This window comes from Bacillus glycinifermentans, from assembly GCF_001042475.2.
GTDB lineage: Bacteria > Bacillota > Bacilli > Bacillales > Bacillaceae > Bacillus > Bacillus glycinifermentans.
The window spans coordinates 156,278-177,163 of record NZ_LECW02000004.1; the positions used below are offsets into that span (position 1 = coordinate 156,278).

27 protein-coding genes are annotated in these 20,886 nt (G+C 46.4%); 8 read left to right on the top strand and 19 right to left on the bottom strand.

All coding sequences use genetic code 11. The features are described 5' to 3' along the window. Window positions 1-100: 100 nt before the first annotated feature. From xerD to AB447_RS03575, 6 genes are all read right to left on the bottom strand, one after another. Window positions 101-991: a site-specific tyrosine recombinase XerD gene (gene xerD, locus AB447_RS03550; RefSeq protein WP_048352872.1), complete on the bottom strand. Its 891-nt coding sequence runs from the start codon at window positions 989-991 to the stop codon at window positions 101-103. Window positions 992-997: 6 nt separating this feature from the next. Further along, on the bottom strand, window positions 998-1,222 hold the full coding sequence (locus AB447_RS03555; RefSeq protein WP_046129798.1) for a YqzK family protein: 225 nt from the start codon (window positions 1,220-1,222) through the stop codon (window positions 998-1,000). Window positions 1,223-1,346: 124 nt separating this feature from the next. Further along, window positions 1,347-1,796 carry a ferric iron uptake transcriptional regulator gene (gene fur, locus AB447_RS03560; protein ID WP_048352871.1) on the bottom strand — a complete coding sequence of 150 codons (450 nt, stop codon included), beginning with the start codon at window positions 1,794-1,796 and terminating at the stop codon, window positions 1,347-1,349. Window positions 1,797-1,914: 118 nt separating this feature from the next. Continuing rightward, window positions 1,915-2,571, bottom strand: a complete 657-nt coding sequence (spoIIM, locus tag AB447_RS03565; RefSeq protein WP_048352870.1) for a stage II sporulation protein M — start codon at window positions 2,569-2,571, stop codon at window positions 1,915-1,917. 132 nt (window positions 2,572-2,703) lie between these two features. Further along, window positions 2,704-4,014, bottom strand: a complete 1,311-nt coding sequence (locus tag AB447_RS03570) for a PTS sugar transporter subunit IIC (RefSeq protein WP_048352949.1) — start codon at window positions 4,012-4,014, stop codon at window positions 2,704-2,706. Between the two features lie 27 nt (window positions 4,015-4,041). Continuing rightward, on the bottom strand, window positions 4,042-4,341 hold the full coding sequence (locus AB447_RS03575) for a PTS sugar transporter subunit IIB (RefSeq protein ID WP_048352869.1): 300 nt from the start codon (window positions 4,339-4,341) through the stop codon (window positions 4,042-4,044). A 431-nt stretch (window positions 4,342-4,772) separates the two neighbouring features. Between AB447_RS03575 and AB447_RS03580 the strand changes: the two genes are divergently transcribed. Then, complete coding sequence (locus AB447_RS03580) at window positions 4,773-5,333, top strand: GNAT family N-acetyltransferase (protein ID WP_048352868.1); 561 nt, start codon at window positions 4,773-4,775, stop codon at window positions 5,331-5,333. A gap of 54 nt (window positions 5,334-5,387) precedes the next feature. On the opposite strand, the gene AB447_RS03585 is transcribed toward AB447_RS03580, so the two are convergent. The 4 genes from AB447_RS03585 to AB447_RS03600 all read right to left on the bottom strand — a co-directional run bounded on the left by AB447_RS03585 (window position 5,388) and on the right by AB447_RS03600 (window position 8,477). Then, complete coding sequence (locus AB447_RS03585; RefSeq protein ID WP_048406591.1) at window positions 5,388-6,194, bottom strand: TylF/MycF family methyltransferase; 807 nt, start codon at window positions 6,192-6,194, stop codon at window positions 5,388-5,390. 99 nt (window positions 6,195-6,293) lie between these two features. Continuing rightward, a complete protein-coding gene (locus tag AB447_RS03590) occupies window positions 6,294-6,752 on the bottom strand; it encodes a GNAT family N-acetyltransferase (protein WP_048352867.1) in 459 nt (152 codons plus the stop codon). 4 nt (window positions 6,753-6,756) lie between these two features. After that, window positions 6,757-7,923: a TIGR00375 family protein gene (locus tag AB447_RS03595; RefSeq protein WP_048406592.1), complete on the bottom strand. Its 1,167-nt coding sequence runs from the start codon at window positions 7,921-7,923 to the stop codon at window positions 6,757-6,759. Continuing rightward, the gene (locus tag AB447_RS03600; RefSeq protein WP_096892170.1) at window positions 7,920-8,477 is read right to left on the bottom strand and encodes an NUDIX domain-containing protein; all 558 of its coding nucleotides are present in this window, start codon (window positions 8,475-8,477) and stop codon (window positions 7,920-7,922) included. The genes AB447_RS03595 and AB447_RS03600 overlap by 4 nt, the downstream gene beginning before the upstream one ends. 76 nt (window positions 8,478-8,553) lie before the next feature. Here AB447_RS03600 and mciZ point away from each other — a divergent pair, with 76 nt between their 5' ends. The 4 genes from mciZ to AB447_RS03620 all read left to right on the top strand — a co-directional run bounded on the left by mciZ (window position 8,554) and on the right by AB447_RS03620 (window position 10,731). Continuing rightward, window positions 8,554-8,676 carry a Z-ring formation inhibitor MciZ gene (mciZ, locus tag AB447_RS03605; RefSeq protein WP_048352865.1) on the top strand — a complete coding sequence of 41 codons (123 nt, stop codon included), beginning with the start codon at window positions 8,554-8,556 and terminating at the stop codon, window positions 8,674-8,676. A gap of 89 nt (window positions 8,677-8,765) precedes the next feature. After that, window positions 8,766-9,368 (top strand): TetR/AcrR family transcriptional regulator, encoded by a 603-nt coding sequence (locus tag AB447_RS03610; protein WP_048352864.1) that lies wholly within the window; start codon window positions 8,766-8,768, stop codon window positions 9,366-9,368. Between the two features lie 6 nt (window positions 9,369-9,374). Then, entirely contained in the window at window positions 9,375-9,728 is a 354-nt protein-coding gene (locus AB447_RS03615) for a DoxX family protein (protein WP_048352863.1), read from the top strand. Window positions 9,729-9,810: 82 nt separating this feature from the next. Continuing rightward, window positions 9,811-10,731, top strand: coding sequence for an aldo/keto reductase (locus AB447_RS03620; protein ID WP_048352862.1), 921 nt, complete (start codon window positions 9,811-9,813; stop codon window positions 10,729-10,731). 553 nt (window positions 10,732-11,284) lie between these two features. Here the strand turns inward: AB447_RS03620 and AB447_RS03625 are convergent. Together AB447_RS03625 and AB447_RS03630 are read right to left on the bottom strand one after the other, a co-directional pair. After that, window positions 11,285-12,544: an MFS transporter gene (locus AB447_RS03625; protein ID WP_048352861.1), complete on the bottom strand. Its 1,260-nt coding sequence runs from the start codon at window positions 12,542-12,544 to the stop codon at window positions 11,285-11,287. A 108-nt stretch (window positions 12,545-12,652) separates the two neighbouring features. Further along, complete coding sequence (locus AB447_RS03630) at window positions 12,653-14,041, bottom strand: aminotransferase-like domain-containing protein (protein ID WP_048352860.1); 1,389 nt, start codon at window positions 14,039-14,041, stop codon at window positions 12,653-12,655. A 314-nt stretch (window positions 14,042-14,355) separates the two neighbouring features. On the opposite strand from AB447_RS03630, the gene AB447_RS03635 reads away from it, so the two are divergent. Then, the gene (locus AB447_RS03635; RefSeq protein ID WP_048352859.1) at window positions 14,356-15,762 is read left to right on the top strand and encodes a right-handed parallel beta-helix repeat-containing protein; all 1,407 of its coding nucleotides are present in this window, start codon (window positions 14,356-14,358) and stop codon (window positions 15,760-15,762) included. A gap of 380 nt (window positions 15,763-16,142) precedes the next feature. Here AB447_RS03635 and AB447_RS24955 read toward each other — a convergent pair whose 3' ends face one another. Both AB447_RS24955 and AB447_RS03645 read right to left on the bottom strand, forming a co-directional pair. Next, complete coding sequence (locus AB447_RS24955) at window positions 16,143-16,442, bottom strand: RNA polymerase alpha subunit C-terminal domain-containing protein (protein ID WP_082142477.1); 300 nt, start codon at window positions 16,440-16,442, stop codon at window positions 16,143-16,145. A gap of 355 nt (window positions 16,443-16,797) precedes the next feature. Then, window positions 16,798-17,046 carry a YqkE family protein gene (locus AB447_RS03645; RefSeq protein ID WP_048352857.1) on the bottom strand — a complete coding sequence of 83 codons (249 nt, stop codon included), beginning with the start codon at window positions 17,044-17,046 and terminating at the stop codon, window positions 16,798-16,800. 149 nt (window positions 17,047-17,195) lie between these two features. Between AB447_RS03645 and AB447_RS03650 the strand changes: the two genes are divergently transcribed. Continuing rightward, complete coding sequence (locus AB447_RS03650) at window positions 17,196-18,125, top strand: alpha/beta hydrolase (RefSeq protein ID WP_048352856.1); 930 nt, start codon at window positions 17,196-17,198, stop codon at window positions 18,123-18,125. 24 nt (window positions 18,126-18,149) lie between these two features. On the opposite strand, the gene AB447_RS03655 is transcribed toward AB447_RS03650, so the two are convergent. Both AB447_RS03655 and AB447_RS03660 read right to left on the bottom strand, forming a co-directional pair. Next, window positions 18,150-18,389 (bottom strand): DUF2552 family protein, encoded by a 240-nt coding sequence (locus AB447_RS03655; protein ID WP_048352855.1) that lies wholly within the window; start codon window positions 18,387-18,389, stop codon window positions 18,150-18,152. A 13-nt stretch (window positions 18,390-18,402) separates the two neighbouring features. After that, on the bottom strand, window positions 18,403-18,726 hold the full coding sequence (locus tag AB447_RS03660) for an iron-sulfur cluster biosynthesis family protein (RefSeq protein ID WP_048352948.1): 324 nt from the start codon (window positions 18,724-18,726) through the stop codon (window positions 18,403-18,405). Window positions 18,727-18,839: 113 nt separating this feature from the next. Between AB447_RS03660 and AB447_RS03665 the strand changes: the two genes are divergently transcribed. Continuing rightward, on the top strand, window positions 18,840-19,037 hold the full coding sequence (locus AB447_RS03665) for a CDGSH iron-sulfur domain-containing protein (RefSeq protein ID WP_048352854.1): 198 nt from the start codon (window positions 18,840-18,842) through the stop codon (window positions 19,035-19,037). A gap of 15 nt (window positions 19,038-19,052) precedes the next feature. Here the strand turns inward: AB447_RS03665 and AB447_RS03670 are convergent, their stop codons facing one another. From AB447_RS03670 to AB447_RS03680, 3 genes are all read right to left on the bottom strand, one after another. After that, entirely contained in the window at window positions 19,053-20,021 is a 969-nt protein-coding gene (locus tag AB447_RS03670) for a bifunctional GNAT family N-acetyltransferase/GrpB family protein (RefSeq protein WP_048352853.1), read from the bottom strand. Between the two features lie 77 nt (window positions 20,022-20,098). Next, window positions 20,099-20,362, bottom strand: a complete 264-nt coding sequence (locus tag AB447_RS03675; RefSeq protein ID WP_326076303.1) for a hypothetical protein — start codon at window positions 20,360-20,362, stop codon at window positions 20,099-20,101. Between the two features lie 17 nt (window positions 20,363-20,379). Further along, window positions 20,380-20,850, bottom strand: coding sequence for a GNAT family N-acetyltransferase (locus AB447_RS03680; RefSeq protein WP_057957437.1), 471 nt, complete (start codon window positions 20,848-20,850; stop codon window positions 20,380-20,382). Between the last annotated feature and the right edge of the window lie 36 nt (window positions 20,851-20,886).

Genomic DNA, 20,886 nt, shown 5'->3' on the forward strand with positions numbered 1-20,886 from the left:
ATAAACCGTTTACACAACGGTTGACAATACGAACGGAAATAGTGAGAAACTTCCCGCAATTTTTCCGGCAAATGAAAAACCGCGCTTCGCCTTTATGCGGCTATGCACGGGGATGATATTGCTTATAGACGTCTTTCAGCCTTGTCTTTGTCACATGGGTGTAAATCTGCGTCGTCGAAATGTCGGCATGTCCGAGCATTTCCTGGACGGCCCGCAAATCCGCTCCGTTTTCAAGCAAATGCGTCGCAAACGAATGCCTTAGCGTATGAGGGGTGAGTTCCTTCTGAATCCCTGCTTCCAAAGCGATTTTCTTTAGGTTTTTCCAAAATCCCTGCCGGCTCATCTGTCTGCCGTGATGGTTCAGAAACAGGGCGTCTTCCGTGTTTTTCTTAAGAAGTTTTCCCCTTGCCTTTTCGAGGTATTCCCCGATCGCATGCGAAGCCGCTTCACCAAGCGGGACAATCCGCTCTTTTCTTCCTTTTCCGAAGCAGCGGATGAATCCCATCGATAAATGCACATCGGCAAGCTTCAATTCGATCATCTCGCTGACGCGGATTCCCGTCGCATAAAGCAATTCCAGCATCGCTTTGTCACGATAGCCGAACGGAGTCGCAAGCTTAGGGGTCTCAAGAAGGGTCTCCACTTCCTGCAATGACAGCACCTTCGGCAGCGTCCGCTCCGTTTTTTGCGATTCGATGTGGACGGACGGATCCTGCGCCGTCACTTTTTCCCTCAGCAAAAACTGGTGAAAGGCCCGGATGGAAGCCAGGTGTCTGGCGATCGTCCTTCCGGATTTTCCGGAGTCTTTCAAATGCTTTAAAAACTGGATGATATGCAGCCTTGTCACTTCGTTGAGGGAGCTCAAACCCTCCTTTTCTTCCAAAAAGGCGGCATAGCTGTTCAAATCCCGTTCATAGCTCACGACCGTATTATGGGAAAGCCCCCGCTCTACCACGGCATAATGGATAAAATCTTTAATATGAACTTTCACGCTATCCTACTCCCCGTTTAAATAAAAAAAGATTAACCGGTTAAACCAGCCGTCCCGTTCGTCCCCGTCCATCGAGGCGACCTTGAGGGCAGCTCCTTCGGGTTTATCGTACCGATGATAGTTTTCATACTCTGAATTTATCCATATCATAGCATAATAAAACAAGACGGTAAAACCGGTAAACAGCACAAACACTTTGATCATGTCAGCGGCCGTTTTCAGCATTTTCATTCCTTTTCAGGTCCCTTCTATCGATTCGATTACTAAAACCTATGCCAAATGAGACAAGTTTTATACGTATGAATCAAAAAAGAACCCGTTCAGGAAAGATTGAAGGGGTTCTCGCACATCCGGTTTACTCGGCTTCTTTTTGCTGACAGTCATGGCAAATTCCGTGAAAGGTCAGCCTGTGATCTTTTATTTTAAATTTCCAATCCTTTTCAATGATGTCTTCAACGTCCTCAAGCAAATCTTCTTCGATTTCAACGACTGACCCGCATTCCATGCAGACGAGATGATGATGGAAGTGGGCGGCCCCTTCCTTGCGAAGGTCATACCTTGACACGCCGTCGCCGAAATTGATTTTATCCACTACTTTTAATTCGGTTAACAATTCAAGAGTTCGATATACTGTCGCAAGACCAATTTCAGGAGATTTCTCTTTTACGAGGAGGTATACATCTTCTGCGCTTAAATGGTCTTCCTCATTTTCAAGCAGCACCCTTACAGTAGCCTCGCGCTGAGGGGTGAGTTTGTAGCTGGAAGAATGCAATTGTTTTTTGATTCGATCAATACGTGTTTCCATTGACTTTCCCTCCTACGCCGCATTACCTAGCTTATTATAACAAAACGAACGCGGAGAGCCAACTATAATTATTATAAATTGATAAACAAAATGAATATTTTTTAATAATGATTACAAATTAATTTGATTTGGCCTGAATCAAATCGATCACCTTCTCCATTAACAGCGGCGAAAGGAAAGCTTCAAGAAAAGACGATATAACCGACATGACAAGAATCAGAACGAGTACGAAAGCATATCTGCCGAACCAGTGAACAGGCGCTTCCGTAAGGCTCCTCTTCACAAACAGCTGTCTGATAAGCCTCATGGAAAATGCGATGGCGCACGTGCCCATGATCAAGTATGCCGGAATCAGGAGAAGATTTTGCGGGAGCACGGAGACAAACGACAGGAAAAACCCGTTGATCCCCATTTGATTCACTAAAAAACCGACCGTAAAACCGACAACGATCCCTTTTAAAAAGACCATGATAAATATGACGGGCAGGCCGATGACCGAGATTCCGAGAATCCACATCAATCCAAGATATTTCATATTGTGAAGAAGGCTCTGCAAAAACATGTCTTTTGAGCTTGCCGCTTTTCCTTGTGAGAGTTGTCCAAAAAATTGGTTCAAATAATAAAACAAATCTTCCTTTTGGCTGATCGTCATGCTGTTGACAATAACCGCACCGAAAATCACACCCATTAAAAATAATACGGAGACGAATAAATAGATCGACAGATGGTCTTTCATATGCTGAAATATAAGCTCTTTCATCGAGTGCTTCCGCATGTATCTTCCTCCCAGACGCGCTTTTGATTTTAATAGATTGTATGAGAGAAAAGAGAGCGGCATGACTGTTTTATCTAAAAAAGGAAGGCAAAAAAGCGTCTGCCTTCCCAAAACCGTTTTCAGATGTTCCGCTTACCCGCCGCTGTCGGTTTTCACCGTCTTATTAGCGGCCATTACAAACGGCAGGTAAATGATCGTTGAAATGGCGAGGCAGAGAAATCCGACGGCAAGCGCGGCCCAGTTCCCGCCCGTTCCGAGAAACGGAATCAGCGGTCCCGGGGTCGTCCACGGAACGGAATAGGCGATCGGCGGAATGATCTTAAGACTAATAAACATATACCCGACTGACGTATTGACGGCCGGCACGATGATGAACGGAATCATAAAAATCGGATTCAACACAACCGGCAGGCCGAAAATGACGGGTTCGTTAATATTGAACAGCCCCGGGCCGATTGAGAGCTTACCGATGTCTTTATAATCCCTTCGCTTTGAAGCGATAAAGATCGCAATCAAAAGGCCGAGCGTCATCCCTGAGCCGCCGTAGTTGGCAAACGCATCATTCAGCGCCCATGTCGCCGGAAACGGAGCGTCCCACGCAGATCCTGTTTTCGCTGCAAAAGCAAGATTATCGAGATTTGCTTCTGCAAAAATCGTTTCTCTGATTGCCGCGATCGTATTCGGCCCATGAATGCCGAAGAGCCACAAAAAATTGGCGACAATGCCGAGAAAAACAACCGTGAAAATGTTGGTCCCCATATCCCGTAAAGGCGCCTGCAGCAAGGTATAGACGAGTTCATGAAGCCCGTTTTTCGTCACGGACGTAAGAGCGAAGCTTACGATCGCAAAACCGATCGTGATGAAAATAATCGGAAACAGCACTTTAAACGTTCTGGCGACCGCCGGAGGCACCTGCGGAGGCATATGAATTTGCAGGCGTTTCGAATTGGCGAGCCTGCTGAATACTTCGCCGACGATGATGCCGATGATTAAAGCGACGAACAGCCCTTGGGCGCCAAGCCATTTCATCGTTAAAAAACTTTCATTGTCAATGATCCGATACGGCGGATAGATGATAAAGTAGCATGACACTGCCGTCAGCCCCGAAAGAAGCTCATCGGCTTGAAATGAAATGGCGAGATTGCGCGCGACAAGGAATACGACAAAAACGGACATGACGTCAAGCGATCCCCGCAGAACGGGCGTAAAAACCGTCTGGTAATCGGCTAAATTCGGAAACAATTTATCGAGAAATAAAATGTTGGCGATAAAACCGTCCGGAGACAAAATCGCAAAATTGAGCAACGTGATGATCGAGCCTGCCATGATGATCGGAAAACATAAAATAAAGGCGTCTCTGATTGCGCAAATGTGCCGCTGTGCATTCAGCCTGGCCGCAATCGGAACCAAGAATCGTTCAACGGTTCGTTCAAATTTCTCCATGAATCCGCTCAAAATGACCCCCTCCTTTTATTTGATCAGCTGCAAAGCTTTTTCCAGTACAGCTTCGCCATTCATGGTTCCATAGTCCCTCATATCGATCACGGCCACGGGAACGTCCCCGGCCATTGATTCAACCTGTGATTTTTGGTAGCGGACCTGCGGGCCCAACAGAACGATGTCGGCCTCGGCGGCTATCGTCCCGGCTTCCGCAACAGGCAATGCCGTAATCTCAATTTCCTCTTCGAGCTGCTCCGCATGCTGTTTCATTCTGTTGACTAAGAGGCTTGTGGACATGCCTGCCGCGCAGACCAATAAGATTTTTTTCATTTACAATCGATCCCTCCTTATGTTTTACCGGGCTGCCCGATATAGAAAACGCTTTCATTTCCTTTCGGGAAACTTGTAACCTGGTCTTTTATCCTATGATCAAAAGGGACGGGTGTTTCTTGCAAAGCAAAAAATTTTTCGGGCACCTTGTAATGAATGTTGGGCAGCCCCGGATCAATTGTTCAGTTTATCCGATGCCATGTCGGGGCGACCGGCGCTGCAATATGCAGAACAGGGGATGACACGGAAGCGGGATACCCCTATGCTGTTGATAGATGGAGCAGCTTGAAAGACATTGGCGGGGATTGGAACTTGTCCGGTCATTACCTGCCAGGCTTCTGTCGCTTTTTTCTTTTCGGATTCGAATCCATTTATTTACTTTTTTATATATTTATAGGATAATAGACCAAAATCGATATGGGAGGAGTCCAATGAATCCGATATTGCTGGATTTTCCGGACAGCTTTCAAACCAGGCGTCTGCTTGTCAGGGCGCCGAAGGCCGGTGACGGCATAGCCGTTTGCGACGCGATCCGGACATCTTTGCCTGATCTTAAACCGTGGATGCCGTTTGCAAGAGAGGAACCAAAAGAAGACGAAGTCAAAATCAACATCAGGCGTGCGCAGGCTGATTTCATTTTGCGCAAAGACTTGAGGATGCACATTTTTCATAGGGAAACAGGCCAATTTGTCGGCAGCACAGGGCTCCACCGCATGAACTGGGAAGCCCGGAGGTTTGAGATCGGCTACTGGTGCAGCACCGCACATGCGGAACAAGGATACATGACAGAAGCGATTCAGGGACTCATTGATTATGCCCGTCGTCATCTCGGTGCAAAGCGGCTCGAAATATGCTGTGACAGCCTCAATCTGAAAAGCAGAAAAATGGCTGAGCGCCTCGGTTTCGAGCTTGAGGCCGTGCTGCGAAGCGATGACCTGTCGAACGATCGAAGCGAATACAGAGACACGTGTTTATACGCGGCTGTATTTTAAATCATCTTCAATATAAAAAAGGCTCGACTTTTTGTTGAGCCTCTTGTCGTTTGATTATGGTTTTCGCCAATATACCGAATAAGGATCGATGGAAACGAGGATCGATTCATCCAGACCTTGTTCTTTAAGGAAATCGAGCACAGCAGCATGGCAGCCCTTTAAAGAGAAATCATCGATGATGACAAAACCGCCCTTTGATACTTTTTCGTACAAATTGGACAAACTGTCCATTGTCGATTCATACATATCGCCGTCCAGCCGTAAAATGGCGAGCCTCTCAATAGGCGCCCCAGGCAGCGTGTCTTTAAACCAGCCTTTCAAAAATTGAACGTTTTCATCAAGCAGATCGTATTTTTCAAAGTTCTGCATCACTTCCTCCAGAGACACCCTTAAAAAATCAACTTTATGATGGCGGTCTCCCGTATCCTGGGGATATTTTTCGATATCCGGCGCCGGCAGGCCTTCGAACGAATCGGCCACCCATACCGTACGGCCGTCTTCTCCATGAACTGTTAAAAAGCCTTTCATAAAAATGCAGGCTCCGCCTCGCCATACGCCTGTTTCAATAAAGTCTCCCGCTATGTTTTCCTGTAAAACCGTCTCCATGCACTTTTGCAAGTGATTCATCCGCACCCGGCCGATCATGCTGTGTGCAATCGGCGGCCAATCTGTTCCCGTTCTCCGCAATTCCGGATTTGGGACGACACAGCGTACGATTTTCAAATCGTTTAATCCGGTTTCTTTTTGCAGCGATTCGGGGACAGGCACATCGATCGGAATATATCGTTCATGCTCCTGCCAAATTTCGAATAAGACCGTTTTTTTTAACAGTTCAAGATACATTTGCTTTGCCTGGTCCATTCCATTTATGCCCCCTCGTGTTCAACATGTTCTTAACATGTTATGCCAAGGGCAAAAAACGCGTTCTGATGATGGCATCCAAAATACGAAAAACCGTTGTTACCTTGGGGCGCCGGAAAAGCTTTTGACCATGTCAACGTGAGGGATGCCGTCTTCCAGATAGACTTCCGATACTTCCTGAAACCCGAACGACCTGTAGAATGAACGCAAATAGTCCTGACCTTTAATCTTGACCGCCGTTTCTTTCCATTCGTTTTCCAAAAAGCTGAGCGCTTTGTCCAGAAGGGCCTTTGCATGGCCTTTTCCCCTGTCCCGGCTGCGGACGATGACGCGGCCGATCGATGCTTCATCATAAACCCAGCCGCTCCGAAACAGTCTGCAATAAGCCAAAATCGCGCTTCCTTCGGCCAGAAACAAGTGATGCGCCTTTTGATCCATATCATCAAGCTCGTGGTAAGGACAGTCCTGCTCGACGATAAAAACGTCGATTCTAAGCTTTACGATTTGATACAGCTCTTCTTTCGACAATTCCTCAAACGATTTCAGTTTCCAGTCCATCTCTCTATCCCCTTTTTACTTTTCCGTAGGTTCCGCCGCCTCCGGCCTCAAGCTCCATGTCTCCTTTTCTCGCTTTGATCAGAAGCTTGGCCGTCTGCGGACGCAGCATGCCGAGAAGATCGTCTTCGGCCACATGATGAAGAATGTTCATCTCGGTTCCGAAGACCTCCTTCAGCTTCTCGATCGTTTTCGGTCCGATGCCCGGAATCATCTGAAGCGGCACCTGGTGGACATACGGCGGCCGCTTGACCGGGCTTTCGTCCTGATCATAAAGCTCCTCAAGGCGGGTTTTGACTCCTTTTGTAAATTTTGCGCTGCCGCACCCTTTGCACGTCCCGTCATCCGCCTCTTTCAGGCGGCCGCATGATTCGCAGGCGGTTTGATAATATTTGCCCAGCTCAGGATTCATCCCGTAGTTTGCGGCAACTGAGCGGCCCGCTTCGCCCTTTAACGCGAGCGAAAATTCTTTAAAGCTCGCGTGCTTCATCAGCAGCTTGTTGTACTCCCTGCCGATTTTTCCAAGCGAATGGGCATCCGAATTGGTCAGGAAACAATAGGCGTTCAGCTCTGACACGTGCGACGCCATGTGCGTATCGCTGCTCAGCCCGAGCTCGACCGCATCAATCAGACGTTCATCAAATACCTCTTTCAGTGACGACTTAACTCCTTTTCCGTACAAACTTTTATGGGGGGTAAAAATATGGGCGGGGATGAATAAGCCGCCGAGTTCTTTTACCGTTTGCTGAAGGCGGAGCCCTGTCTCATAGATGCGCTGTGAGCTGAGATGAATGTTCGTCACTCTTTTTGAAAGCCATTCGGAGAAGCGCTTCATTTTTTCGATCGTCGGCATGAATGCCAAAACGTGAATCGGACCGCGGCACTTCTCGTCATAAATCTCGATTTCCGCCCCGCAAAGCAGCACGGTTTCTTTATATCTGATGCCGCCGTCGGCAAGTTCCGCATAACGGCCGCTTGCCACCCCTTTTTCGATTTCGGCCAGCACTTCCGGCGAGTGGCAGTCAATAATGCCGATCAGCCCCATTCCTTTATGTTCGCTTGCTTCTATCAAAATCTCGTCAAGCGTAAGCGATCTGGCCGCCGTGATTTTAACTGGCCGGCCTGATTCGGTCTGCCCGATATGGATATGCATGTCTGCGAATATTTCTTTCATTTCTTCGCCTGCAGTGCTTCGCGCAGCTCTAAATACTGAATGGCATAAGCCGTTTTCGCATCGTAAATATCCCGGCTTTCCACAAGCTTCCGCGCGTCGGCAAGCGACACCTCCATCACTTCGACAAATTCGTCTTCGTCAAGCTCCCGTTTTTCTTCAAGGCGGGTCAGCTGTTCGGCCAAATACAGATGGACCAATTCGTCCGCAAACCCGGGAGATGTATAAAAAGCGGTGATTTTCTCTAGTTTCGCCGCCGTGTATCCCGTTTCTTCCTCAAGCTCTCTGAGCGCGGTATACTCAGGCTTTTCGCCCTTTTCGAGCTTCCCGGCGGGGATTTCAACAATCGTCCGTTCAAGCGCTTTTCTGTACTGTTTGACGAAGATGATGTTTCCATTATCCGTCAGCGCCAAAACCGCCACGGCACCCGGATGCTTCACGATTTCCCGCTTGCCCGTTTTGCCGTTCGGCAGTTCGACATCCTCAAGATAAAGATCGATTACCTTGCCTGAAAAAAGCTTTTCCTTTGAAATGGTTTTTTCCTCTAAATGTTTCAGTTTGATCATCTCCTACGTTCTGTTGCTGCTCTTTATCCCATACATTTTATCATACACCATCAAGGGAGGTGGCGCCATGAAGGTCTATCGTCTGCCGAACGGAATCGTGATGTCCGGCAAAGCGTGGGAAATCCGCGCCAAACTGAAGGAATACGGCCGGACTTATCGATATGTGAAAGATTGGGTCACTTCCCCTTAGGCCAGGCTTTGACAAACATTGGGGCGATATGAAATAATACTCGTGAGTAATATTACTTTCGAGTATTATTTTTGAGGGGGGATTCTATTTTGAAATCCGGAAAAGGACGCAAAGGACAGGAGAGCCGGAAACGATTGCTTAAAGCAGCCGCGAATGAATTTTCGCTTCACGGATTTCACGACACCAAGGTCAGTACAATTGTGAAAAGAGCCGGACTGACGCAGCCCTCCTTCTATCTTTACTTTCAAAGTAAAGATGCCATCTTCGAGGAGTTAATGACCGATTTCCGCTCTCATTTAAAAAAACTGACAAAGTCATTCCGCCTGGAACAGGGAATAAATCAAGAAGACGTGTCAAAACGGGTTTTGGCTGCGGTGGAAACCGTTTTTCAGTTTCTTGCTGCTGACCCGGATTTAACCCGGATCGGCTTTTTTCTCAATCCAGATGCTAAACAGGTGAAAAGCGATTTGGCAATGGCTTTGAAAGAAAACTTGGAAGCCGAACAACAGCTTGGCTATTTTCGCTTCGGACTTGAAATGGACACTGTTGCCGAATGTTTGATCGGCATGATTGAACATCTGACAGATTTTTATTTGCTGACCGGAAAGAAAGATCCTGCAAGTCTTGCGGTGCAGGTTGTGGATCTTATGATGCGCGGATTGCTGCCTGGACAAGCTTCAGAAACGGAGTGAGACAATATGATATCGATTATTATGAAAGTCTGTTTGGCTGCTTTTATGTTCGCCGGAGGCGTGATAAAAGTTTTACATATCCCCTTTCAAGTAGAACATTGGCGCCATTATCAATACCCTTTATGGTTTCTTACGCTTACCGGCTGTCTCGAAATCGCCGGGGCGTTTATAATGGCATGGGGAATATGGAACCCTAATTTAGCTGTCGCAGCAGGGATATTGTTCTTCCTTCTTATGATGGGAGCGATCCATGCGCACATTTTCCGGGCCCGTCAATCTGTTTTCACGGCGATTCCTGCGGCGGTTTGTTCCATTGTCTCCGTCATCATCGTGATGCTGGAGTTGTATGCAGGCTTTTAACGGTTGTTTCAAGTGCCGATTAGTTGAAAACTTCGCTCCTTTATATTACGTTCAGGTAGAAGGAAGAAAGGAGTGAAGCGCGATGAAAAAACGGACGCTTGGACAATCTGATTTAAAGGTGAGCGAAGTCGGCCTCGGCTGTATGTCTCTCGGCACGGAAAAACAGCGCGCCTTATCCATTTTGGATGAAGCGCTGGAGCTTGGCATCAATTATTTGGATACTGCCGATTTATACGATTTCGGGCTTAACGAAGAAATCGTCGGGGAAGCCATCAAGTCGAGGCGCAAAGACGTCATCCTTGCCACAAAAGCGGGAAACCGCTGGGAAGAAGGAAAGCCGGGCTGGTTTTGGGACCCTTCAAAAGCGTACATAAAGGAAGCGGTCAAACGCAGCTTAAAGCGCCTGCAAACGGATTACATCGACCTTTACCAGCTTCACGGCGGAACGATCGAAGACAATATCGATGAAACGATCGAAGCTTTCGAAGAATTAAAAGAGGAAGGCGTCATCCGTTATTATGGAATCTCTTCTATACGCCCGAATGTCATTAAAGAATATGTCAAAAAATCAAGCATCATCACTGTCATGATGCAGTACAGCTTATTGGACCGCCGGCCTGAGGAATGGCTTCCTATCCTTGAAGAAAACGGAATCAGCGTGATTGCAAGAGGACCGCTGGCTAAAGGACTCCTCACGGAAAAGCCCGTCTCAGAGGCGAACGCCAATATAAAGAGTAACGGCTATTTATCCTATTCGTATGAGGAGCTTGTCAAAACAAAGGCGGATATAGAAAAAACGGCGCCGGATCTGACCGCGACCGAAACCGCCATGAAATATATCCTCGCCCAGCCGGCTGTCGGCGCGGTGATCCCCGGGGCGAGCAAACTCGAACAGCTGAGGGAAAACGTCGAAGCCGCAAGCGCTCGCCCGCTGACGGAACAGGAAATCAAGGCGCTTCGTTTTTACACGAAACGCGATGTGTATACGGCCCACCGCGAATAACAAACGGAAAGCACCGTCTTCCTTATAGACGGTGCTTATGCTTTCATTCGCAACCGGGAGTTCCCTGTTGATGTTGGCGGCTCTCGTCATGAATAGGGTCGTATTGTTCGTAAACGAGAGCATATATTTCGTTGCCGATGTTGAATCGGCGCGCTTCTTCTTCCCGAGCTAATCTGAAGTTATCTCTAACTAGCCGGGGAAACCATCGACCATATTAATGTGAAGATGATCTATTTTTAGGCGGGCCAATAACTTTTTTCGCTTATACAACGGTTTAGGCATAACCGAAACGGCAGTCAAAGGCGCATACTAATCGGATGAGATCGTCTGCGAGACAGAAAGCGTTCCATCATAGCTTAGAATACCGCCGACGCCACACTGACCAAGGACGATGGGTTCTCCTTCTACAATAGTTCCATCCGGTATACCGGTCGTTAATCGTTCTGGAAACTTTTCGGCAACTTCATTTCTGATCAAGACCTTACTTTTTAAAAAAATATAGATAAATTACAGGAGATCACATATTTCCGCTAGTTTCACAAAGCAATCTGACTTAATTTTTTCCTCCACGAGACCATATCACCACTGGAATTAGGAATAAGGATAAAATCCCTCCAGCGAAAGATAAAGTCAGATAGCTTGAACCTGCCACAATCATTCCGGACAATGCTCCGCCAGCAGCTCCTGACAGCGCAATCAAAACGTCCACTGTACCTTGAGTTTTAGCCCTCGTGGAAGTTTCAGTTGAATCAACAATAAGTGCAGTCCCGCTTATCAAACCAAAATTCCATCCCAATCCTAGTAAAGAAAGAGCAATTACTAGAAGAACCATAGAATCTCCTGGTGCAAATGCTGATATTAAACCTGCAAGAAGCAACGTAGTTCCAGAAGCAACAGCCATCGCAGTACGCCCCAGCTTATCAACAAGGACACCTGTAACCAGTGAAGGGAGATACATGGCACCTATGTGAAAACCGATAACAAGACCTACTGCACCCAGGCCATGTCCATTATGCCTCATATGAACCGGTGTCATTGTCATAATAGCCACCATTACAATTTGAGTAAGAACCATAATCGCGGCACCGACGATTATGCCTCTTTTGTTTTCTGAATGATCAGTTGTTGCTAAATGTCCTTTATCACTAGGCTCTTCGATTGTTCTTGCTATTACTAATGGATCTGGACGAAGCATGATGAAAAGGACAACACCTGCCAGGATATATGCTGCTGCTGCTAAAATGAAAGGACCAGCAAGTGATGGAACACCAATAGAAAGAGCGAAATTACCCATCACATTCACTAAATTCGGACCTGCAACTGCACCAAATGTTGTAAACACCATCGTAATACTAACAGCAGTCGCCCGCTGTTTATGATTTGCTAAGTCCGTACCTGCATAACGCGCTTGTAAATTTGTCGCTGTTCCTGCACCATAAATAAGCAATGAGGCAAATAACAGAAAAACGCTATTTATTAGTGCTGCAATGATGACCCCTATTGCTCCAAGTCCGCCAATCATAAAACCAGCTGATAGACCTGTTCGACGACCATAACGTTGAGAAAGTCTCCCAACAAATAACGCAGCCCCTGCTGACCCTAAAGTAAATAAAGCAGAAGGTACACCAGCAAAGGCATCTGTACCAAGCATTTGCTGTGCAATAAGTGCACCGACAGTAACGCCTGCTGCTAAACCTGCACCGCCAAAAATTTGTGAAATACTTACAATGAATAATGTACGCTTGTATAACGTTTTTTGTTTTTCAGGAGAATTAATAAAGCTTTGTAGCGATGCCGTATCTTTGTGCAACATACTCTAACCTGCCTTTCGAAAAGCCTCTTATAAACTGCTGAATAGATTTGGATCATCATAACACGCACAAAAAAACCACACAATATTATAATTGTATGGCGAACAATATTAGGTAAGATCGTTTAGCAAACGTTTAAGGATCATTAATCCCTGCTCCAGCTCTTCGAGCGTTTTTGGTGCGCATACAGAAATCCTTACAGCCCTTTCCGGACAGCTGTTTCCAACCACAAAGCGTTCAGCCGCATACACTTGGACTCCATGTTGTGCAGCTAATTTTTCAAATTCAGCACCTGTCATTTTACCCGGCAGCAGCAACCAACGAAAGATGCCTGTTTCAACACCTAAACATGTATATTCCGCAAAATATCGATTTACAATTTGGTTTCTGCGAATGGTTTGTTCCCGATGACCTTCAATTAAGACTTCAAATTGATTCGATACAATCGTACGCGCTGTAAGTTCTGCTAATAGCGGAGAAACTGTTATATTTAAATTATAAAGCGCCTTCGAAATCGGCTCCTTAAATTGACTCGGCACCGCCACATAGGCTAGTCGCAACCCGGGTGCTAATGATTTAGATAAACTTGCAATATATATAACCTGTTCGGGGGCATATGATGCGAGTGCCGGAAGTGGTTTTTTGCCCAGAAGATGGTACGATGCATCTTCAATAACGAACTGTTTATACTTTTTGGCAATTTCTGCAATCATTCTTCGATTCTCAACAGACATAAAGGAAGCTGTCGGATTATGATAATCCGGGATCAAGTAGATGCCTTTAATATTTTCATTTTTACACGCATATTCAAAGGCCGTTGGACTCATTTCATCATTCTCTGATTTTATCGGTACGATTTGCACACTAAGCATTGCTGCAACAGTTTTTAAGCCGGGGTAAGTATGATGGTCAACCCCAATGCGGTCTCCAGGCTTACAAAGACTTGCCAATATAGCAGCAATCGCATTTTGGCCCCCGTTTGCAAATAAAATGCGATCAACGGTTGTTTCAAATCCGCCTCTTCGGATCAGCTTTACAGCTGCATCCTTTTGCCAGAGGCTTTCGCCTGCCCGGCCATAACTAAACCATTTTTCATAATCTGTCTCTTGCAGCATACTTTTTAGTTGGAGTAGCAACGGCTCGTAAGAAGCATGATCTGGTAGTGTTGCTCCCATTTCAATTAAATGCTTCGGCTTTGTATCTTCAAGTAAATACGCATTCGATAGTGCATCGTAAGATACAAATGTACCGCTTCCAACAGATGCACTTAGCAGGCCCTTTAACTCGCAAACTTTAAAAGCTTTTGAAATGGTACTTACATTTAAATCCAAATAATCAGCCAGTTCTCTCTGTGGAGGAAGTTTTGTTCCAGGTAATACAACTCCGTCTAATATATCCTGTTCCAATTTCCCTGCAAGTGCTTTATAAATGGGTTTTTCATTTTTATCAATCGATGGCTTCCAGCTCATTGGATAGTTTTCAAAAGAATTAAACGGCATGATACGCATCCTTTTTCACTCAATTATATGATTGTGTCGTTTATAAAACAATTATAACTTTCTTTAATATTATGCCTTGTAGCGATTCTTTTCACTTTCATTTCCCGAAAACAGCTAAGCTAAAATAAGGCGCTCGGCTTGTTTCCTCCCCTCCTTCAAAACACGTTAAGATTCTTCAGAATTGATATGCAGCATCAATTGACCAAGCTTGGATGGCACCGCGGCATTCTTTCGCATTTTTGCGATGGTTTTCCATATATGGATCATTTATAATTGTGCTGGCAATCTATTTTAAATAGAAAGGAGAACTGAGTTTGAGAGTATGGTATTTTATTTTGTCGGCAGGCATTTTAACTTGCATTATCGTCGCCTCGGCTTTCGATAAGACGCAGGCGAATGAAGAAGAACCGGTAAACTGCTTATATGTTTCTCCAGATGGAAATGATCAAAATGAAGGAACGAAAGAAAAGCCGTTCCGTACATTGGCGCATGCCGCGAAAGAAGCTGTTGCCGGCACAACTGTGCTGATTCGGGAAGGTACGTATAAAGAAACGCTTGACGTAAAGCACAGCGGTACAGAGGGAAAACCTATTACGTTCCGCAACTATCAGAATGAACAGGTCGTGATTAAGGGAGACTTTGTTACGGGCGCGAAATACGAAACACCGTTAGTTCGCGTTCACAATAAACATTACGTCACAATCAGCGGTCTGACGATTCAGGATCTTTCTGTTTCATCTGAAGAAGCAACCGCCATGGGAATTTACGTTTCAGGCTCAAGCAGTCATATTACCATTAAGAACAACCATATCCGGGATATCAAGACAACGGCGGATGAAGGCAATGCCCACGGAATTGCGATCTATGGAACCGGCAGTATGAAAGACATCAGCATCCAGGGCAATACGGTTGAAAAACTGACGCTCGGAGCGAGTGAAGCGGTAGTGCTGAACGGAAACATCGACGGTTTCACGATAAGCGGCAATGTGGTCCGTGACAATAACAATATCGGTATTGATCTTATCGGCTATGAAGGAACTGCGGATCAAAACGATTATGCGCGAAACGGCGTCATCGAAAACAATACGGTTTACCGCAACTCGACTTACGGAAACCCTGCTTATGGGGATGATTACTCAGCGGGCGGAATATATGTCGATGGAGGAAAAAGCATTGAAATTAAGAACAACACCGTTTACGAAAACGATCTCGGTATTGAAGCAACGTCTGAACATAAAGGGAAATACGCTGAGGATATTCATATAGCCGACAACAAGGTGTATCGGAACGCTTATACGGGCATTTCAATCGGCGGATACGACAAGGACCGGGGAGGCACCGTCAATTCAGTCATCGCCCACAATATTGTTTACCGGAACGACACCAAAGGGCTGTATGGCGGACAGCTGCTGCTTCAGCACGATACAAAAAACAATAAGATTGAAAAGAATATCTTGACGGCAAGTGATTCGCGATTATTTATCGCAAACGAATTTACGACAAATGAAGGGAATACGGTCAACCATAACGTCTATCATAAAGAAGCGGATAAAGACGGTCTATGGATGTGGAAAAAGAAGGAGTACGACTCGTTTTCCTCTTATCAAAAGGCTACAAACAATGACCTTGGTTCTATCTATGCCGATCCGATGTATCGCGACGAGGAGTCTTATGATTTTACATTAGATCCAGATTCACCGGCTCGATCTGTCATTGAGTAAAGCGCTTGTAAAAAAACAGCGTTCGATTCCGTTACACGGAGCGGGACGCTGTTTTTTCTGAAACTCCTATACTCAACAGAAAGGCTGGAGATTTTATAATGCGCCCCGTCTCGAGACACATATAAGGGGCTCAGGCAAAATCGTTGTCTGCCGCCGGAAAACGTTGCCGATTCAAAACAGCTGCAAAGGCTGCGCTGCTGCCGTTAAGGGAAAAACAAAATGTGAGTGAACAATTCTCCTCACAGCCGCTGCCACACACCCAGCAAGCTTGGCTGGATATGCGGGAAAGCTTTTTCTCTAAAAGGCTGTCTTATTTATACAAAACAAGGGAACTTCCTTTGTTTAGAAGGTCCCTTGCTTATACCATTAAAGTCCCCGTTTTAGTTTTGCGTTTTAAATGATAATCCATTTTCCTTCAAGGCTGCCCTTAATTTAGGCAAAGACGCTGGTCCCATACCGTGAATTTTCAAAATCTCTTTTTCGCTGTATGTTGATAGCTGTTGCAAAGACGTTATTCCATTGTGTTCCAAGCCCCGTCTTGCTGGTGCGGAGAGCAATGAAAGAAATCCGCTGTCAGGTTTGCGTTCCTGCTCACAAATCGGGCAAACCGGACAATCACTACTTTTATAATACTGGTGTCCTTTGTTGCAAGTCCTTAAATTTTTATTTGAAGTTGTCATTTATATATCCCTTTCTCAAATATTGTTGTCAACCTTTCTATACTATACAAACTTCCAATGTAATTTGGTAGTACCTCTCGTTTTCAATCATGACCGTTTGTTAGGTCACACCCATTGAAAATAAACAAGTTATTTCGATGCCAGATCATATAGAGGAATTGACACCAACTCAAGTAATGCGGGATATCTTCAACTATGCCGCCAATAAAAGGATGTTCCATGAATTGGATATCCATTTTCACCGTTTATTTGCCGAATGGCCATGGATACAGGTGTAACCCTCTTTGGTTCCGAAATCTCTTAGAAGACAGGCTCACTTGCTTAATAGGACGACAAAGAATTCGGACAAAACATTTTATTTATACTGCTTCCAGTCAAGCGCACTCTCATTCAGCAGCTCTTCGAAGCTCTTGTTTTTCTCCTTTTCTTTTCGTTGCTTGATGAGGCGTTCCCTCTCACACGCTTGCCTCTTTTCGTCTTCTTCCTTTAATTCCGATTTCATTTGCTGAAGCTTTTGCTTTAAATCATCGGCGAGCGCGTCCTTCAGCTGCTGTTTATCTGGCGCTTCCTGTTTTTTCTTTCCCACGTCATTCCCTCCGTTCATCCGATTTGTGATGTTAGTGTATCAGGAAGAAACGGATTTTCTCAAGCAGAACACTTGTACATCAGCGCCTAAAGCTTGGGCTTTTTCACTTTTGATGTGCTAAGATAGACGACGGAAGCTTCATTTTAAGGAAAGGAAGAAAAACAGGGATGTTCATTTGGCTTGCTGCTCTCGGAGCGGTGCTGCTATTTCTTGCTGCACTCGGAATATTTTTTACGAATCAGATCATGTATATTAAAAAACGGACCGATCAATTCATTATCGAGCGGGAAACGGCGGAAGGACATTATGCCGAAGAAGCGTTTCAAGCCCTGCCGAAAGAAGAGATTACCCTCTCCTCACCTTTCGGCTACGAGATTAAAGGGTACTATGTCCATCCGCACAAGACGAAACATACCGTGATTATTTGCCACGGGGTGACTATGAATCTCCTGAATTCAGTCAAATATATGAATCTGTTTTTGGAACTCGGCTGGAACGCCGTCATCTACGACCACAGAAGACACGGGATGAGCGGCGGGAAAACGACGAGCTATGGATATTATGAAAAAGAAGATTTGAAAACGGTCGTCAATTGGCTGAGGAAACGGAATGGAGATGAGGCCGTCATCGGGATTCACGGCGAATCAATGGGTGCGGTGACAACGCTTCTGTACGCGGGAATGACTGATGACCGCGCCGATTTTTATGTGGCAGACTGCCCGTTTGCCACGTTTGAAGACCAGCTGATTTACCGGCTGAAGGAGGATTTCCGCCTTCCGGGGTTTATCTTGCCGCTTGCCGACGTCTTTTTGAAATTCCGGGACGGCTATCGCATCAAAGATGTCTCTCCTATGGCTGTCATCGACCGGGTCGAAAAGCCCGTTTTATTCATCCACAGCAAAGACGACGATTATATCCCGGCACAGTCAAGCGAAATGCTCTATGAGAAAAAAAGAGGAAAGAAAAAGCTGTACATCGCGGAAAAAGGCGCACATGCGATGAGCTATTCGCAAAACCGGGACGACTACAAACAAGCGGTGCGGGAATTTCTTCAGGAAGCGGCACCGGACGCACATAAAAAAGGCGAACTGGGATAACAAGCCCGTTCGCCTTTTTCTGCGCTACAAAACATCCGTAATGTCGCTCATATTCTCGCCGATCCAGGAAATGGCCGACTCAAGCTGGTCGAATTCCTTCGTTTCAAACGTCATTTCATCCTGGATGAGCCAAACATCCTTCTGGACGGCTTCCGTTCCTCCGATCGACCAATGAAGAAGGCTGTACGGATGATTTTGGTGAAGAAACGACACCCACGTTTTGTTTTGAGCGGTTTGCTTTAACGATTTCATCTTTTGATTCAAAAAGAACGCCACCCTATTTCACTAATATGCCCATTCTCGGGGAAAGCACCTGTGCCGGACTTTTCAGCATCAGCGTCCCCGCTTTCTCATGATAATCGACCGTCATCGCGTCATCAAAGAAAACTTTTTGCGATGACTGGATATACACCGGAACGCCGTTTGTCTCCAAGAGCTCGCATTCCCCTGTCAATTCATCCGTCAGCCAAATGACGGGAATCCCGTTAACTGCGCACCCGCAGCCATCGATGTCATAGCGGAGCTGAATTTTTTTATCGGGATAAGCCGTCTTTGCCCGTTGAATGGCTTGTTTCGCCTGTTCAGTGATGTGAAGCTGCATGATATCATATCCTTCTTTTGTTTCATTTACGGACATTGTACCACATGATCCGCCAAACACGCATCGTTTCTATTCATTCATCATACATATGAAGAGATTCGGAGGTGGGATCTATGTCTGAAAAAGTGCAGATCAAAGTAATGGACAACGGCGGATTTCGGGTCACCGGAGATGTGGAACTGATCGATATGGAAGGAAATCCATTCCCTAAAAAAGCGGCTTTTTCTCTTTGCAGATGCGGAAAATCGCTGAAGATGCCTTACTGCGACGGAAGCCATAAAGGAGCATTCGACTCCTGCGTAAGGACCTAAAAAGCCGGAAGGACATTATTTGTCCTCTCCGGCTTTGCCCCACCGTAAAGCCAATCGCTCGGTCTCTTTTACCCATTCGTTTTTGCCTTTTATGTAGCCTTCGATCTGAAGCGGGAACCTTTTCGCGAGCTTCTTTTTCAGTTCCGCATACTCTTTCGCCCGCTCCGGATGGGCTATGAGATAATCGCGGAAAAGCAGGTGCCTCTTAATATCCGGATGCCCGGCTTCATACAGATGGACGTGGTGCGTATGCCGGCGGCCGCCTTTTTGAAAATATCTTCTCCCCGGAAGGCCGTTTTCTCCTTTCGGCGTATAGCCCATCGTTTTCATTCCGTTTTCATGCCTTGCGGCGGCGCCGAGATCCTTTACTTCAAGCAGCATATCGATGACAGGCTTTGCGCTCATTCCCGGAATGGACGTGCTGCCGATATGATGGATATGGAGCACTTCATCCTGAAAGAGCGCTTTAAGCCGTTGTTTTTCTTCTAAAAATTCGCGCTTCCACTCCGGCCGGTATGGAACGACTTCGAGCTTCCGCGGCGCTTGCAGGATCAGTGTTGAAAGAACGGCGCCTTCTTCGGGTTCAAATTGTCCAATCTCAGAAAATCCCAACTTTTGATACAGTGCTTTTGCCGGCTTATTGTGAACGCCCGTCGTCACTTCAAACATATCCGCTTCCTTCTCAAGCAAAAACTGCAGAAGCGCCGTTCCAATGCCTTTTCGGACATGATCAGGATGGACGGCCAGCCGGCAAATCGTCAGCACTTGCGGCGTCGCTCTATAAGAAGCAAGCCCCGCCAATTCGCCGCCTTCAAACCAGCCGACGAACGTTTCGCCTGAATCCATGACATCGCCGGCCGTCTCGTTCAGCTGGGGAATGCCCTTAAATTGAATGATGTCCGCTTCCCTTTCATAAGCAGGCCTTTGAACGTGTACAATGAGGCGTGCCGTATGCGGATCTGTATGATCTAATAATCGAATCATCGCGATTCCTCTCCGCTAGCGTAGTCAGCCGGAGACTGGTCCCGTCCGCTTCAAAAAACGGGCGGCTTCCACCTTTGTTACGCGCACGGCAAAGTCAGCATACCACTCGTTTCGGCCTCTTTCTTTCGCTTGCCGGCGTTCGCCGTGATGCTTCCGCTTTTCGATCGCTTCAAGGCTTTCCCAATAGGGAACGGTGATGCCGTTTCCGTGCTCATTCCGGACGGCTTTCCGGCGAGCTTCAGCATCTTCCGGAGCCGTCTCTCGGCAGCCATCTCGCCGTCCGCTTTGACCGATGCAAAAATGACTGCATCATACGGCGGCTCAGGCGTTTTTGAAATCATGTTCATCCCCCTTTTATTCACAGCTCTTTGACAAACAGCACACGATCTTCATTTGGTCCGTCGTAATTCGAAAACACGCGGACGCCGTCTGTTGTTTTATCCCCTTTTTCGATCGAGAACCCCATTTTCCGATGATACGCGATCGATACTTTGTTGACGGGCGAGGTGATGCAGCGGACCGTCTTGCAGCCCGCCTCCTTCGCTTTTCGATAGAAGGCTTCATAAAGCTGTTTGCCGACCTGGACTTTTCTGTAATCGGGATGGACGCCGACAAAATGAATATACGATTCCGCAGGGTTGGACTGCGATAAAAAGCCGCTGAGGAAACCGATCAGCTCCCCGTCTTTCTCAGCGATAAAACTCGTATTTTGAAAATGCTCAAAAAATAGTCTCGGCAGCTTATCTTTCATTTGCCTCCTGCCCCACCAATCGTTAATGACCGGGACGATTCTTTCATAATCCGGCGCTTCGGCATGACGAATCATCATCTCCTGCAAACTCCCCTCTATCAAATGATTTGAACG

Excerpts from the sequence above, each read along its gene's own strand:
- AB447_RS03595 (WP_048406592.1), bottom strand. The coding sequence starts at position 7,923 with ATGAAAGAAATATTCGCAGACATGCATATCCATATCGGGCAGACCGAA.
- AB447_RS03580 (WP_048352868.1), top strand. The coding sequence starts at position 4,773 with ATGAATCCGATATTGCTGGATTTTCCGGACAGCTTTCAAACCAGGCGT.
- AB447_RS03680 (WP_057957437.1), bottom strand. The coding sequence starts at position 20,850 with ATGATGATTCGTCATGCCGAAGCGCCGGATTATGAAAGAATCGTCCCG.
- AB447_RS03590 (WP_048352867.1), bottom strand. The coding sequence starts at position 6,752 with ATGGACTGGAAACTGAAATCGTTTGAGGAATTGTCGAAAGAAGAGCTG.
- AB447_RS03575 (WP_048352869.1), bottom strand. The coding sequence starts at position 4,341 with ATGAAAAAAATCTTATTGGTCTGCGCGGCAGGCATGTCCACAAGCCTC.
- AB447_RS03585 (WP_048406591.1), bottom strand. The coding sequence starts at position 6,194 with ATGGACCAGGCAAAGCAAATGTATCTTGAACTGTTAAAAAAAACGGTC.
- AB447_RS03660 (WP_048352948.1), bottom strand. The coding sequence starts at position 18,726 with ATGCAGCTTCACATCACTGAACAGGCGAAACAAGCCATTCAACGGGCA.
- spoIIM (WP_048352870.1), bottom strand. The coding sequence starts at position 2,571 with ATGCGGAAGCACTCGATGAAAGAGCTTATATTTCAGCATATGAAAGAC.
- AB447_RS03555 (WP_046129798.1), bottom strand. The coding sequence starts at position 1,222 with ATGAAAATGCTGAAAACGGCCGCTGACATGATCAAAGTGTTTGTGCTG.
- AB447_RS03630 (WP_048352860.1), bottom strand. The coding sequence starts at position 14,041 with ATGCCGTTTAATTCTTTTGAAAACTATCCAATGAGCTGGAAGCCATCG.
- AB447_RS03645 (WP_048352857.1), bottom strand. The coding sequence starts at position 17,046 with ATGAACGGAGGGAATGACGTGGGAAAGAAAAAACAGGAAGCGCCAGAT.
- AB447_RS03625 (WP_048352861.1), bottom strand. The coding sequence starts at position 12,544 with ATGTTGCACAAAGATACGGCATCGCTACAAAGCTTTATTAATTCTCCT.
- AB447_RS03650 (WP_048352856.1), top strand. The coding sequence starts at position 17,196 with ATGTTCATTTGGCTTGCTGCTCTCGGAGCGGTGCTGCTATTTCTTGCT.
- mciZ (WP_048352865.1), top strand. The coding sequence starts at position 8,554 with ATGAAGGTCTATCGTCTGCCGAACGGAATCGTGATGTCCGGCAAAGCG.
- AB447_RS03665 (WP_048352854.1), top strand. The coding sequence starts at position 18,840 with ATGTCTGAAAAAGTGCAGATCAAAGTAATGGACAACGGCGGATTTCGG.
- AB447_RS03675 (WP_326076303.1), bottom strand. The coding sequence starts at position 20,362 with ATGATTTCAAAAACGCCTGAGCCGCCGTATGATGCAGTCATTTTTGCA.
- fur (WP_048352871.1), bottom strand. The coding sequence starts at position 1,796 with ATGGAAACACGTATTGATCGAATCAAAAAACAATTGCATTCTTCCAGC.
- AB447_RS03570 (WP_048352949.1), bottom strand. The coding sequence starts at position 4,014 with ATGGAGAAATTTGAACGAACCGTTGAACGATTCTTGGTTCCGATTGCG.
- AB447_RS03615 (WP_048352863.1), top strand. The coding sequence starts at position 9,375 with ATGATATCGATTATTATGAAAGTCTGTTTGGCTGCTTTTATGTTCGCC.
- AB447_RS03620 (WP_048352862.1), top strand. The coding sequence starts at position 9,811 with ATGAAAAAACGGACGCTTGGACAATCTGATTTAAAGGTGAGCGAAGTC.
- AB447_RS03670 (WP_048352853.1), bottom strand. The coding sequence starts at position 20,021 with ATGATTCGATTATTAGATCATACAGATCCGCATACGGCACGCCTCATT.
- AB447_RS24955 (WP_082142477.1), bottom strand. The coding sequence starts at position 16,442 with ATGACAACTTCAAATAAAAATTTAAGGACTTGCAACAAAGGACACCAG.